The organism is Nitrospirota bacterium (assembly GCA_016180645.1).
Classification (GTDB): Bacteria; JACPQY01; JACPQY01; order JACPQY01; family JACPQY01; genus JACPAV01.
On record JACPAV010000004.1, the window covers coordinates 193,879 to 207,017 of the forward strand.

The following is a 13,139-nucleotide window of genomic DNA, read 5'->3' on the forward strand; positions in this document are numbered from 1 at the left end:
CTCGATACTGTGAAAGTATCAGGTCCCATGCCTGACCGCATGACCCCCTGACCCATGACTTGGAGTGTCCCGAGCGCGGAAATCCAGAAACCTGATCGGGGGGATTGCTTGCCATTACCCCGGTAATGTGAGATAAGAGGCTCATGCCCATCGCGCAATCCAGGCTGACCGCCCAGGGGCAGATCTCGGTGCCCGCGGAGGTGAGGCGGAAACTCGGGGTCGGACCCGGCTCGATCCTGGAATGGGACGAAGCGGGCGAGAAAATCCTGGTCCGGCGGTCGGGGCGGTACACCTCGGAAGACATCCATCGGCAGATTTTCGCCGGGAGCGCGCCGCGGCGTCGGAGCACCGCAGAGATCAAGGAAGGCATCCGCCGGCACATTCGGAAGAGACATGCGGGCGGTTGACACGAATGTTCTCGTCCGACTGGTGACCCGGGACGATCCGGAGCAAGTGGCCGCCGCGGAGTCGTTCGTGGAGCGCGGCGCTTGGGTCTCCCATCTTGTCTTGGTGGAGCTGTTGTGGGTGCTGGAATCTGTGTATGGGATTGGGCCGCGTGAACGCGCTATGACCGTGGAAATGCTACTCCATCACGACCGGTTGACGATCGAGGGTCCGAACGTGGTTTCCGCGGCGCTTGCGGTCTTTCGACGCAAGCCATCCCTGGGCTTTTCGGACTGCCTGGTGCTGGAGACCGCCCGAACAGCCGGGCACCTGCCCCTGGGAACCTTCGATCGCGCGCTCGGGAGAATGGACGGGGCTCAGCGACTGGCGTAACGCGGCCCAGCGATGTCCACCGCCTCCGGCGAAGACCCTCAAACGCGAAGATTCCTCTCAAACGGTGTTTGACGCACCCCCGGTGGGCCGGTAGAATCCGCCTGTGGGGAACAGGGTTGTTGTCTACACAGCGAGCCTCTGACCGTATTGCATCAAGGCAAAGGCTTTGCTGAAAAAAAGGAATGTCCCGTTCACGGAGATCAATATGGGTTGGGACGGACCCCTCTGGGATGAATTGGAGAAAAAATCCGGCATGACCACCGTGCCTCAAATCTATCTCGACGATACCTGCATCGGGGGCCATGATGAACTCAAGGCCCTCATCGATTCCGGTCGCTTCGAAAAGGTGTTCGCCTCCGTTCTGAGATCGTCATGAGCGCCCGACCGATTGGCCGCATGGAAGCCGCCGGAGCCGGCCGGGTTTCTCCGGGTAAGATCCTCGTCGTCGATGACGATGCCGCCCTTTGCGACACACTGAAGGATGTCTTCACGGGCGATGGTCATCACGTGGGGATAGCCCGGGACGGGAAGGCGGGGCTCCGCGAGCTTGCGAACGATCATTACGACGTCGTCATCACCGATCTCAACATGCCCGAGATGGAAGGATTGGAACTGCTCTCCCACATCCGTAAGAGTCAGTTCGACGTCTGTCCCATCGTACTCACCGGCTTCGGAACCATCGAGGCCGCGGTGGAATCGATGAAGCTGGGGGCCTACGACTACGTGCTGAAGCCGTTCAACGTAAACGAATTCCGCGAGGTCGTCTGGAAATGTCTGGCGCGGGTTCGCGAGGAACGGGAGCACCCGATTCGCGTCGACCGGCTCAAAGCGGAGACGGCGGAGGGCCTCCTTGAAGCCTTGGAAGCCAAGGATCGATACACGCGCGGCCATTCGGAGCGCGTGGGCCGATACGCCCGGATTCTGGCCGAGGGGCTCAATTTGGGTGACGGAGACGTGCGCCTGATCGAACAGGCGGGGCGGCTCCATGACATCGGCAAGATCGGAGTGCGCCTTGAACACCTCAACAAGAGGGGCCCCCTCACGGTCGACGAACACGAGCTCTACAAGCTGCATGTCTCCTATGGAAAGACAATTCTGGACGTCATCACGCCGTTTCGGAACCTGTCGGAAATGGCCTATCACCACCATGAACGATTCGATGGCAATGGGTATCTTGCGGGTGTTCAGGGCGCCGACATTCCGCTCGGTGGACGCATCCTCGTCATCTGCGACGGGTTCGACGCCATGACCTCCGACCGACCCTACCGCTCGCGTCTGCCTCTGGGTGTGGCGGTGCAGGAGCTTCTGCGCTGCTCAGGAACGCAGTTCGATCCTGACCTGGTTCAGGTGTTCGTGCGAAGACTCAAAGAGCTTCACCGTCCGGAAGAACTCGAACCGGAAGAGATCGTCATCGCCCGGGAAAGCTCGAAGGGCGGCCTCGGACCGCTGATCTTCACCAAGCGCGCGGTGGATGAGGGTGAAATCCCTGAGTGGGAATCCGACGGCCGGAAGACCGTGCCGTTCGAACGATACTAAAAGGAGTCACCACGTGCCGATCTATGAATATGTCTGCAAGAAATGCGATCAGGAATTTGAGGAGTTGCTTCGATCAAGGGATGAAGTGGTCAAGTGTCCCGGCTGCGGAACGAAGAAGGTGTCCCGCCGGCTCTCGATCGTCGGTTTCAAGAGCGGAAGCACGTTCGTGTCGGCGAGCGGCGGCGGCGGCTGCGGCAGTGGGAGTTGCGGCGGCGGTTCCTGCGGATCCTGCTCGCACTAGGCCGCAAGTACCCTGAGACACGCCCGCGCGGCGAGTCGGCCGGCGAGCGCTTCCCCATCCAGACCCCAATAAGGAAATATCTCCGGAGCGGCAAAGAAAAGATTCGACCAGTGGCTCCTGAGGGTCAATCCCACCGGCGAGTCTTCATGCTTCGGATCCATCCGGTAAACGACATTCGTGTTCCCCAGGAAATTCCGGGCAAACGTGAGGGAGTCGTGCCACCCCACGCACCTGATTTTCCCCTCGGCGAAAGGCATCAGATCGTGAAGGCGGCGCAACACCTGATCCCGAGCGTGGGCGGCGGCGGTCTCAAACTTTTCCATGTCCTCCGCCGGGAGGAAGACCGTGGCGGTAACCGGAACTTCGTTCATTTCGGAAGTGGGATGGACAGCGAGCAAGAAACACTCGGTCCAATCCTTCAAGTCGGGCGACGCAATGGAGCTTTTGGCGCCGGGAGGTTCCTCGCCCAGATGGCAGGCCAGATACGGACCGATGCCCACGGGCACTACGTCCATAAGGACCCGGAAATGTATCGACAGACGGACGTATTTCGGCGCGAGAAAGAATGAAGCGATCCGGCTTCGGACGGGATCCTCGCCGGCAACCCGCGCAAACTGGAGATAGCCGGCGGCCCAAACGTAGGATCGTGCCTGGATGGGCCCATTCCCCTCGTGCAGATCGACGGCCTTGACCCGATTCCCCTCGGCGAAAACGTACTTCACTTCTGCACCCGCCACGTCCCCACCCATCTCCTTGACCATCTCGGCAAGATCGGTGAGGAATCCGCTCCTTCGCCCCTCGAAATAAAACGTGTCGAGTTGGGGATGAGCCAGCACCCCGATGGCAGCGTGAAAGTCGCCTTGGGGGTGGTAGAGCTGGCTGAAGGGAAGCAGAAGCAGGTTCAGATCGTGGATGAGCGAAGGGGGAAGTCCCGCGGATTCGGCTGCTTTCGTGAGCGTTGGCATCCGATCCTCCATGGCGGTTTTGACTTTCCGCTTGGTCCGATCCCACAGACCCTTCGGTTCGGCATCCGGGGCGAGATTCAGGCGCTCCATGGCCGTCTTCCGGACCTGGGAGAGGGCTTCAAGGAGTGCGCGCAGCCCCTCCTCGCCTACGGAGTGGTAGCGTCCCAGCGCTTCGAGAATCTGCTCCTGCTTCGGCGGGAAACTGATCCGGTGATCGGGCAGGAGAAGCTGCATCGCGGGCTCGACCGGCATGATGCCCCGCATTTTGTAGACGGGGACGTTCATCTCGCGCAGACCTTTTTCGAGATTGCGCCCCGCGGATAGGCCCCATAGAACGGGAGGGCCGTGCTCCAGGACCACTCCATCGGCCTGCGACTCCCAGGGAATGGTCTTCAGGAGGAGAACGCGCTTCTTCTTTCGGAGCAGAATCCCCGCGGTGATGAGTCCACCGATAGTGTTGCCAATAACAACGCAGTCGTAGGACGACTTCACGGTTTCTTCTCGAAATTGCGACGAACCGCGGGCTGGATCAGATTGGGAGCGGGACTCACAGTCGATTCGGATATCGTCACCTTGCGTCCTTCGATGCGCAGCCGTCCCTCGGCGTAGAGCTGTATCGCTTCGGGATAGATCTGATGCTCGAGAGCGTGAATCCGCGCCTCCAGCGTCTCTTCGGAGTCGGTTTCAAGAATCGGGCATTCCGCCTGGATAATGATAGGGCCGGCATCTACCTGCTCTTCGACGAAATGGACCGTGCAACCGGTGACCTTGACCCGGTGCTGAAACGCCTGCGAAATGCCATGGAGTCCGGGGAAGGACGGTAACAGCGAGGGATGAATGTTCATGATGCGCTGCGGGAAGGCACGGATGAAAACGGGGGAAAGGACCCGCATGAAGCCGGCGAGGATCACGAGCTCCACCTGGCGTTCTCGAAGCACGCCGACGATCTTCTCCTCGAATTGCGTCCTCGTACTGAACGCCTCTCGCGGGACGTGCTCGTGGAACAGTCCGTGCTTTTTCGCCCGCCCCAATGCACCGGATTCCGCATGGTCCGATATGATCGCGGCGACCCGGGCGGACAGGCTGCCGGCTTCTACTCGATCGATGATGGCCTGAAGATTGGTGCCTGTTCCGGAAGCAAGAACGCCGAGGGCGACCGTTCGCATTATTCGAACACGACCGGCGGGCCGCTCTTCCGCGTCTCCACCCGCCCGATCTCGTACGCCTTGATGCCCACGCCCTCGAAATGTCGAAACGTACCCCGGGCCTCGCGTTGGGGAAGGGCCAAAACCAGTCCGATGCCCATGTTGAAGGTGCGGAGCATCTCCTTGTCTGACACGCCTCCCGACGCTCGAACCCATCGAAAAATGGGCGGCACGGGCCAGCTCTCCGGCCGAACCCGGCAGGAGAGACCTCGGGGAAGGATCCGCGCGAGGTTGCGAACCATCCCCCCCCCCGTGATGTGCGCAATCGCGTGAACTTCCGACTTGTCCAACAAGGCAAGCACGGGCTTCACGTAAATTCGCGTCGGCTCCAGGAGCTCATCGCCGAGCGTTCTCCCTCCTGGAATTTGAAATCTCAAATCTGAAATCTGAGATTTCTTTGGGGAGAAGCCGGCGGCTCGAAGGGCCAGGGAGTAGCCGTTGCTGTGGAGGCCGGATGAGGCCAGGCCGATGAGGAGGTCACCCGGTCGAACGCGACTCCTCCACAGGAGTCGCTTTCGATCGACGATGCCCACGGCGAATCCCGCCAGATCGAACTTCTCGGGAGTGTAGACGAGCGGCATTTCCGCCGTTTCCCCGCCCAGCAAGGTACACTCGGCCTCCTTGCACGCGTCGGCGATTCCTTTGACGAGGCTCACGGATCGCTTCAGCCGGAGCTCACCCACGGCCAGATAGTCGAGAAAGAACAAGGGACGAGCACCGGTTGTAAGCAGATCGTTCACGTTCATGGCCACGAGATCGAATCCCAGCGTGTCGAACTTGCCGAGCGCCTCGGCGACGAGGATCTTCGATCCCACGCCGTCGGCGGACGCGACGAGGATCGGGTCTTTGAGGTGTCGAGAATCGGGCTGGAACAGTCCGGCCGAAGCGCCAAGATGTCCGATCACCGATGGCGAGTAGGTTCGCTTGGCGAGGGGCGCGATCCGGCGGACGAATTCGTCGGCCACATAAATGTTGACGCCGCTCGACTTATAGGTGAGGGGCTTCGGTGATTTTCTTCCAGACTTCACGGGTTTGGGCATAGGTAGACTCCAACGGCCCCGAATTGTCAACGACAAAATCGGCTTTTTTGGCCTTCTCGGCCACCGGCATCTGGCTTTCGATCTTCGCGAGGGCCTCCACGCGGGCAATCCGGTCCCTCACCATTAGTCGGTGGATTTGAGTCTCCAAGTCTGTCGACACCACGATCATCGGCCGGAGGAGATCGGCCCGTCCATTTTCGATGAGAAGGGCGGCCTCCACCACGCAGATCGTGCATCCCGACTGAGCCTTGCTTTGGAGGCCGAGAGCGATGGATTCCCCGATGCGTGGATGGGTGATGCCGTTCAGAAGGCGGCGTTTTTGCGGATCGGTGAAGACGATTTGTCCAAGCGCGATGCGATCGATGGCCCGGTCCGCGGCGAGGACGACTGAGCCGAAGGCGCGAACGATCTCGTCGTACGCCGGCCGGCCGGGGAGAATGATTTCGTGAGCGACCTCATCCGCGTCGATGAGCGAGGCCCCAAACTGGACGAGGTAGCGTGCGACGGTGCTTTTCCCCGTTGCGATTCCTCCAGTCAGGCCGATCGTCTGCATCAGAGAGGTTTCCGCTTGATCAGTTGATGATCACGCTCGCGTATCCGACCACGGCGTCGTAATCGCCGCTCACATCCCCCGAATTGGCGTACCGGACGAGAGTGGCCTGTTTGCCTCCAAGGGCCGTGGCCGCGAAAAGCGCAGCGGTCACGGGCAGGACTCCACACATGCTGATGTTCTTCTTCTGAACAACGTCATACAGCCCCTCGGGATCCATTCCAAGGATGCGGTCCAGCGCGAGTTCATCTTTCACCTTCGAAACATTCGACGGTTCGTAGTGATTCATGTCCGAACTGGCGACGATGAGGATCGGGCCCGACGAGATCAATTCCTGAATGATGCCCGCCAGCGCTTCGCCGACGTCCCGGCAATCTTCGACCGATAGATCCCCGAGTGTGATCGGGAGGAGTTTCACGTGCGGCTTCAGCCTTTGCAGGAACGGAATTTGGACCTCGCCCGCGTGTTCCCGCAAGTGTGCATCCTGATCCAACTCGGCCGAGGGGCATTTCTTCAGTAACGCAGTTCTAAGTTCAACATCGACGCATGCAATTCCCAGTGGCGTTTCCCACTCATCGAATTCCGAAACGGACACTCGCGCCCCGATCCCGGTGTGGTTGGGATTGAGGATAATAACGCGGGGTGGGACCGTGATCCGCGCATACGCCTCACCCGCCACGGCGCCCGAATACATGTACCCGGCGTGGGGAACCATGATCGCGATCGGGGTGGTCTTCGCTCCATGGGATTTCGGAAGAAAGGAATCGAGTTCCTTCAGGAGGGTCCTACGATCCGCGGGGTAGAACCGCCCCGCAACGGCCGGCGCCCGCATCATTCCCTCTCAATATCGGAGTTTCTGGCCCCGCGCAAGGTGTGATAGATTGCCCGCGTGCGATTTGAGACCATCGTGTGGAGAAACCTGCTCCGTCGGCGCGTGCGATCGATCCTCACCGTGCTGGGGATCGGAATTGCCATCGGCGCGATGATCGCCCAGGTGTCCATCACGCGCGGCTTCATCAAGAGCATCAGCCGCCTCATGGAAACGCGGAATGTCCAAATGGTGGTGAGCAAGAAAGAATCGCCGGACCCCATCTTCAGCTCCCTTCCGGAGGATTTGGCCAAGGGTCTGCTGGAGGTTCCACACGTGGACGGCCTGATCGGCGTGCTCGTGGACATGGTGACGATCGGCAACCAGCCCGGTGTGGCCGTGTTCGGATTCCGGTTTCACGGCGAGGCGCGTTCGCACCTCAAGATCATCCATGGGCGGGACATCGCGGGTCCCGGCCGGCACGAAATCGTCATCGGCTGGAGCCTGGCCAATCGAATGAAAAAGAAAGTGGGGGACAAATTGAACATCGAGGTGGACTTGTATGAATTGGTGGGTATATATGAAACGGGAAACATGATTGAGGACAACAGCGCGGCGATGGCATTGGAGGACGTGCAGGACCTCATGAGCCGGCCTTCGCAGGTGACCTTCTACAACGTGCTTCTGGACGACGTGAAAAACATGGACGTCGCCAAGAAGGAAATCGAGACTCGATTCCCGCACGTCTTGGCCATGGGCGCGGGGGAACTGGCGGACACGCTGGACGCCATCCAGATGGCCAAGGTGATGGCCTGGATTCTGTCGGTCGTCTCCATCGTAATCGGCGCGGTGGCGACGATGAACACCATGCTCATGAGTGTGTTCGAACGGACGCGGGAGATCGGCATCTTGCGCGCACTCGGCTGGAAGCGGAGGAAGATCTTTCGCTTGATACTGTCGGAAAGCGTTCTGCTTTCGGTCTTCGGCTGGGTCGTGGGAATCGGAGTGGGCATCTTTGGAGTGTGGGTCATCAATGAAATCCCGCGGGTCTCAGGGACGCTCCCGGGAAAGTTCGACGCCGTCCTGCTGGGCCAAGCCTTCGGGATCGCCGTCGGATTGGGGGCAATCGGCGCCTTTTATCCCGCCTATCGGGCGACCAATGTTTCACCGAGCGAGGCGCTGCGTTATGAGTAAAGGGAACGGCGCTTTCAAAGGAGCACCCCGGTTGAGGGGCGGGCCGATCGCGGCCCTCGCCATCCTGTTCTTCTTGCTGAGCGCGAGCGGGCGCGTGGTCCAGGTGGTGACGGACTACTGGTGGTTCCAGGAAATCGCCATGACTCCGGCCTTCTGGGTGATGCTGGGGTCGAAGATCAAGCTCGGCCTCCTCGCGGGCGCGGCGGCCGGTGCGGTGATCTATGTGAGCGTTTGGCTGTCGCTGCGGGGCGGGCGTGAAATGGTTGTGCGGGAGGAGCGGGACGTGATCGAATTCCCCGCTGCGCGCATGAAGCTCGGCGCGATGAAGATCACGGGCGCCCTCGTCTCCCTCCTGCTCGCGTACTGGATCGGCATGTGGGCCTCCAACCGCTGGAGCGTCGTTCTCGAATTCTACAACGGCGTGGCTTTCGGCGAGGTCGATCCGCTGTTTGGGAAGGACATCCGATTCTACGTCTATTCGCTCCCCTTCTACCGATTTATTGGCGGTTGGGCCACCGCGGTCATCGTCCTTTCGCTCCTGGCCACGGGCCTTATCCGCGCGATGCTGGGTCAACTCGAATGGGGCACGAGCGGAGCGAAAGTGTCGTCTTCGGCCCGATCGCATCTCTTGATTCTTGCGGGATTGTTTTGCGTGATTCTGGCGTATCGATTCCATCTCTCGATGTACGATCTCGCGTCGGCCCAGAGAGCCATCGCGCCGGGTGCGGGGTACGCGGACATCCATGCCTATCTGCCGGCGCTCAAGGTCCTACGCCTCGTCGCGTTGCTCTCCGCCCTCCTTTCCTGGGCGGCAATCTGGATTCCCGGCGTCCGGCTTCCCGCCGTGGCGGCCGGTCTCATCGCCGTCGGTTTCTTTGGGGCGCGGGGGTATCGGGAATTTGTACAGCGTTTCGATGTGGCTCCCAACGAGGTGGTCCGCGAAACGCCATACATCCAATGGGGCATCCGGAACACGCGCGCGGCGTTCGGATTGGAGGGGGTGCAGGAACTTGAGTTCGATCCCTCCGAGTCGCTCACGGCGAATGATCTCCGTCGGAACGAAGGGACGCTCAAGAACGTCCGCCTGTGGGACCACGCACCGCTCCTTACCACCTACAGCCAGCTCCAGGAAATCCGGACCTACTACGATTTTATGGACGTGGACAACGACCGCTATTGGGTGGAAGGCGAGTATCGACAGGTCATGCTCTCACCGAGAGAACTAAACCCGGCCAGCCTGCCGAGCCGCATCTGGATCAACGAGCACCTCACGTACACTCACGGTTACGGGGTGTGCATGGGTCCGGTCAACCGGATCACTCCGGAAGGGCTTCCCGAGTTCTTCGTGAAGGATATTCCGCCGGTATCGAGGGCCGGATTGAAGGTGACTCGCCCCGAGATCTATTTCGGAGAAGCCCGCGGCGTGTATTCGATTGTGAACACCCAGGCGAAGGAGTTCGATTATCCCGCCGGGGAAGAAAATGTCTACTCGCAATACAGCGGCCGCGGCGGGATCCCCTTTACCGGTTCCCTGCGGAAACTCCTTTTCTCGACGCGGCTGAAGGAACTCAAGCTCCTGCTTTCACGGGATATCACAGCCGAGAGCCGGATCATGATCTATCGGAACATCCAGGAGCGCGTCACAAAGGCGGCGCCGTTCCTGCTCTACGACCGCGATCCCTACCTCATTCTCACGGACGAAGGTCGGCTCGTGTGGATGGTGGACGCCTATACCACCACGTCCCGCTACCCCTATGCCGAAGTCGTTCGCGGCATCGGGAACTACATGCGCAATTCCGTGAAAGTGACGGTGGACGCCTATGACGGTACCGTGACCTTTTACGCGGCGGACGAACGGGATCCGTTGATCCGGACCTACCAACGGATATTCCCGGAGGTGTTCAAGCCCCTGGCACAGATGCCGAAGGATGTGCGCTCGCATGTTCGGTATCCGCAAACCCTGCTGATGGTGCAGGCCATGGTGTACGGGACCTATCACATGACCGATCCGCAGGTGTTCTACAACAAAGAGGATTTGTGGAGGATTGCCCAACGCTCCGGAGGCGACGCCATGGAGCCGTATTACACGATTATGAAGTTGGCGGGCGTGGGGCAGTCGGAGGAATTCATCCTCATGGTGCCGTTCACGCCCTCCAAGAAGGAGAACATGATTGCCTGGATGGCCGCGCGGTGCGACGATCCCAACTACGGCGGGTTGCTCGTCTACAATTTCCCGAAACAGAAACTGGTGTACGGCCCCGGACAGATCAGCTCCCGGATCGATCAGGATCCCGAGATTTCAAAACAACTGACCCTGTGGGGTCAGGGCGGATCGAGAGTCATCCGGGGTAGTCTTCTGGTCATTCCGGTCGATCGATCCTTACTGTATGTCCAGCCGCTCTACTTGGAATCGGAGGGAGGAGGGTTGCCGGAGGCGAAGCGGGTGATCGTCGCGTTCGGAAATTCAATTGCCATGGAGGCGACGCTGGAGGAATCGTTGGAACGCATTTTCGGGCGCGGATCGAAGGTCTCCGGCAGTGCAGCGACCGCTCCGGGAGCGCCGGCGCCGAATCTTCGGACCGATGCGGGCGTCTCCGAACTGACCCGTCAGGCGCGTGAGCACTACGATCGGGCGCAGGAACGGCTGAAAGCGGGCGACTGGGCGGCCTTCGGGTACGAACTTCAAAAGTTGGGGGAGATCCTCAAGCGATTGCAGGAGAAGCGCTGAGCGCTTCATTCTGCTCTACTCGATCATGTCTGCAGGACCACCATCTGAGCCTTCTTCATCGCGGTAGGCGCACCCTTCACGGGTGCGTCTTCGGACGCGGGCGTGAAGCCCGCGCCTACAGGAGGCACGGAGCACGGTGCGCAAGCGAGGAGCACCAAAAAGGTTTAGAGCACCATCAGCGGTGATATACAATCAGCCCACGCGAAAGCTCGCAGTAGTTCTTCTCATATCGCTGGGCGTCTTCGCCTGTGATCAGGTCACCAAGGACCTCGTGAAAACAGGCCTCCGTCACGGGGAGGTCAAGACCGTGGCGCAGTGCTGTTTCAATCTCGTCCACGTACACAACACCGGCGCCGCATTCAGCCTGTTTTCGGACGTGCGTTCGTACTGGGGACGAATGGCCTTTACACTCTTCTCGCTCTTAGCCGTGGGAGTGGTCTTCTACTACCTCTTCGCCACACCGGCCGGTGCCACTCTTCAGGTTATTGCTCTAGCCGCGATCCTGGGCGGCGCGGTCGGCAATCTACTGGACCGTTTCCGCTACGGCTACGTCGTCGATTTCATCCATCTCCACTATACCCGGTTCCACTGGCACATCTTCAACGTCGCCGACATCGCCATCACCGTGGGCGTTGCCCTCCTGATCCTGCGGATGATCACGCCCCGTCTCGCCCGCCTTCAACCCCCTGTTCCCCTCTGAGTCGGCAGTCGTTCGGGGCGCCTTCACATTTAGAGCCTCTAACAGAATGCCGATTCGTAGGGGAGCATCTTCAGATGCTCCCTCTTGTCGGGAGGGTCTGAAGACCCTCCCCTACGGATTCTGTTAGACGCACTTGGAAGCACGACTTCTGTTTTTCAAGGTCAACTCCTCCACTTCCGCGCGGGTCCGCGGGACATCGCAGCGCCTCCGGTGGCCCTCGGGGAGAGCGCCGCTACCCGGCGGCGAAGGGCATCGAATGCCTCGGCGCTCGGGAATTGCTCCAATCCGCAAAGATTTGAAATATCCCGCGATTCGCCTATGAGGCGGTGTCCTAAACTGAGTGGCTCTCCCTCGAACTCGCTCCAGGCGACCGTCTCCCTAAACCGGCAAGGTGATGAAACGCACGAGGCATGGAGTTTGCCCCGACGTCGGCACCAAGGCCAGCAACGCGTCTGGGGTGTGTGTTCATTGTCAGCTTTGCCGGATCCTGCTATTCTTCCAGCCGGGATACATGAAGCGAGATTCCCTGTTCCTTGCTGCGGTACTCTGCTTCTTCTCGATCGGCTGCCCCACTCCCTACGAAGAAGCGGGCCTACGGGGTGGCTACCGAGACCTCCAAATCAAGCCGGGGGTGTTTTACGTCCAGGTGAATGGTAACGGTTTCACCCCGGAGATCACGCTAGTTGGCTATTTCCACCAAAGGGCAGGTGAATTGTGCAGAAGAGCAGGATTTTCCGACTACTCCGTGCTGTCGGAGGCCCATTCCTCGGAAAGCCAGAACATTGAGTTGGGGAAGAGCTACACCGGAACGACCAGTGGTCAGCTTTACGGCAACACCTACACGGGCCAGACGACCGTGCAAGAGCACGGCGGTGGAACCATTTCAGTTACGCGTTACCAAGTAAGCGGCTACGTCGGATGCCTCACCGCGAACACCGGGCGCGTGAGTGATACGCCGGCAGCCGTCCCCAGGAAGAACGATTCCATGGACGTACCTACCAAGGCTGCGCCTCAGATTCCCCCGGTATCGCCAGTGCGCAAGCAAAGCGGATACTGCGTGACCGTTGCCCTCAAAGAACAACCCCGTGTGTATTGCTATCCGACTCTGGAAGAATGCCAGGGGTCTGCGGGCCGAATCTGTAAGAATGACCAGCAATGCGGCGTTTTGAGCAGCTGTGATCCAGGGGGAGATTGAGACTCCAACTCATGGGGTAAGAAAAGGAAAACAGCGCTGCCTGTTCCGGGATTTCGAGGTTGCGCCTGGCGTCGACCGTCAGCCTGAATAGAAATGGGGGTCGAGTGCGCCAAGGAATTCTTTCCCCAGCCCCCGAGCTTGCTCGTCGTACCAAGCGACCGCTCCGTCAAGCTCCAGTTGGGCCAGCTCTAGAAAACGGA

The 13,139-nt window shown here is 60.1% G+C and carries 14 protein-coding genes; 9 read left to right on the forward strand and 5 right to left on the reverse strand.

The genetic code is table 11. The features are described from left to right. The first annotated feature begins 143 nt into the window (after positions 1-143). The 5 genes from HYT87_03950 (at position 144) to HYT87_03970 (ending at position 2,554) form a co-directional block, all read left to right on the forward strand. Positions 144-407, forward strand: coding sequence for an AbrB/MazE/SpoVT family DNA-binding domain-containing protein (locus tag HYT87_03950; protein MBI2058902.1), 264 nt, complete (start codon positions 144-146; stop codon positions 405-407). Beyond that, positions 394-777 carry a PIN domain-containing protein gene (locus HYT87_03955; GenBank protein ID MBI2058903.1) on the forward strand — a complete coding sequence of 128 codons (384 nt, stop codon included), beginning with the start codon at positions 394-396 and terminating at the stop codon, positions 775-777. The genes HYT87_03950 and HYT87_03955 overlap by 14 nt, the downstream gene beginning before the upstream one ends. A gap of 151 nt (positions 778-928) precedes the next feature. Continuing rightward, positions 929-1,153 (forward strand): glutaredoxin, encoded by a 225-nt coding sequence (locus tag HYT87_03960; GenBank protein MBI2058904.1) that lies wholly within the window; start codon positions 929-931, stop codon positions 1,151-1,153. Next, positions 1,150-2,313: a response regulator gene (locus HYT87_03965; protein MBI2058905.1), complete on the forward strand. Its 1,164-nt coding sequence runs from the start codon at positions 1,150-1,152 to the stop codon at positions 2,311-2,313. The genes HYT87_03960 and HYT87_03965 overlap by 4 nt, the downstream gene beginning before the upstream one ends. A 13-nt stretch (positions 2,314-2,326) precedes the next feature. Then, entirely contained in the window at positions 2,327-2,554 is a 228-nt protein-coding gene (locus HYT87_03970; protein ID MBI2058906.1) for a zinc ribbon domain-containing protein, read from the forward strand. Here HYT87_03970 and HYT87_03975 read toward each other — a convergent pair. From HYT87_03975 to amrB, 5 genes are read right to left on the reverse strand one after another with little or no spacing between them, the layout of a single operon-like run. After that, positions 2,551-4,011 carry a hypothetical protein gene (locus HYT87_03975; protein ID MBI2058907.1) on the reverse strand — a complete coding sequence of 487 codons (1,461 nt, stop codon included), beginning with the start codon at positions 4,009-4,011 and terminating at the stop codon, positions 2,551-2,553. The two genes, HYT87_03970 and HYT87_03975, sit on opposite strands and share 4 nt — an antisense overlap. Next, positions 4,008-4,685, reverse strand: a complete 678-nt coding sequence (locus HYT87_03980) for a phosphoribosylglycinamide formyltransferase (GenBank protein ID MBI2058908.1) — start codon at positions 4,683-4,685, stop codon at positions 4,008-4,010. The genes HYT87_03975 and HYT87_03980 overlap by 4 nt, the downstream gene beginning before the upstream one ends. Next, positions 4,685-5,764, reverse strand: a complete 1,080-nt coding sequence (locus HYT87_03985; GenBank protein MBI2058909.1) for a phosphoribosylformylglycinamidine cyclo-ligase — start codon at positions 5,762-5,764, stop codon at positions 4,685-4,687. The genes HYT87_03980 and HYT87_03985 overlap by 1 nt, the downstream gene beginning before the upstream one ends. Then, positions 5,712-6,317 (reverse strand): dephospho-CoA kinase, encoded by a 606-nt coding sequence (locus HYT87_03990; protein ID MBI2058910.1) that lies wholly within the window; start codon positions 6,315-6,317, stop codon positions 5,712-5,714. Before HYT87_03990 ends, HYT87_03985 begins: the two co-directional genes overlap by 53 nt. 19 nt (positions 6,318-6,336) lie before the next feature. Continuing rightward, complete coding sequence (amrB, locus tag HYT87_03995) at positions 6,337-7,149, reverse strand: AmmeMemoRadiSam system protein B (protein ID MBI2058911.1); 813 nt, start codon at positions 7,147-7,149, stop codon at positions 6,337-6,339. Between the two features lie 54 nt (positions 7,150-7,203). Here amrB and HYT87_04000 point away from each other — a divergent pair, with 54 nt between their 5' ends. The 4 genes from HYT87_04000 to HYT87_04015 all read left to right on the forward strand — a co-directional run bounded on the left by HYT87_04000 (position 7,204) and on the right by HYT87_04015 (position 12,939). Next, a complete protein-coding gene (locus HYT87_04000) occupies positions 7,204-8,316 on the forward strand; it encodes an ABC transporter permease (GenBank protein ID MBI2058912.1) in 1,113 nt (370 codons plus the stop codon). Next, positions 8,309-11,044: a UPF0182 family protein gene (locus HYT87_04005; protein ID MBI2058913.1), complete on the forward strand. Its 2,736-nt coding sequence runs from the start codon at positions 8,309-8,311 to the stop codon at positions 11,042-11,044. Before HYT87_04000 ends, HYT87_04005 begins: the two co-directional genes overlap by 8 nt. A 181-nt stretch (positions 11,045-11,225) precedes the next feature. Beyond that, positions 11,226-11,744 carry a signal peptidase II gene (lspA, locus tag HYT87_04010; protein ID MBI2058914.1) on the forward strand — a complete coding sequence of 173 codons (519 nt, stop codon included), beginning with the start codon at positions 11,226-11,228 and terminating at the stop codon, positions 11,742-11,744. 511 nt (positions 11,745-12,255) lie between these two features. After that, positions 12,256-12,939, forward strand: coding sequence for a hypothetical protein (locus HYT87_04015; protein ID MBI2058915.1), 684 nt, complete (start codon positions 12,256-12,258; stop codon positions 12,937-12,939). Positions 12,940-13,139 lie beyond the last annotated feature (200 nt).

Excerpts from the sequence above, each read along its gene's own strand:
- amrB (MBI2058911.1), bottom strand. The coding sequence starts at position 7,149 with ATGATGCGGGCGCCGGCCGTTGCGGGGCGGTTCTACCCCGCGGATCGT.
- HYT87_04015 (MBI2058915.1), top strand. The coding sequence starts at position 12,256 with ATGAAGCGAGATTCCCTGTTCCTTGCTGCGGTACTCTGCTTCTTCTCG.
- HYT87_03965 (MBI2058905.1), top strand. The coding sequence starts at position 1,150 with ATGAGCGCCCGACCGATTGGCCGCATGGAAGCCGCCGGAGCCGGCCGG.
- HYT87_03955 (MBI2058903.1), top strand. The coding sequence starts at position 394 with ATGCGGGCGGTTGACACGAATGTTCTCGTCCGACTGGTGACCCGGGAC.
- HYT87_03980 (MBI2058908.1), bottom strand. The coding sequence starts at position 4,685 with ATGCGAACGGTCGCCCTCGGCGTTCTTGCTTCCGGAACAGGCACCAAT.
- HYT87_03985 (MBI2058909.1), bottom strand. The coding sequence starts at position 5,764 with ATGCCCAAACCCGTGAAGTCTGGAAGAAAATCACCGAAGCCCCTCACC.
- HYT87_03950 (MBI2058902.1), top strand. The coding sequence starts at position 144 with ATGCCCATCGCGCAATCCAGGCTGACCGCCCAGGGGCAGATCTCGGTG.
- HYT87_04005 (MBI2058913.1), top strand. The coding sequence starts at position 8,309 with ATGAGTAAAGGGAACGGCGCTTTCAAAGGAGCACCCCGGTTGAGGGGC.
- HYT87_03990 (MBI2058910.1), bottom strand. The coding sequence starts at position 6,317 with ATGCAGACGATCGGCCTGACTGGAGGAATCGCAACGGGGAAAAGCACC.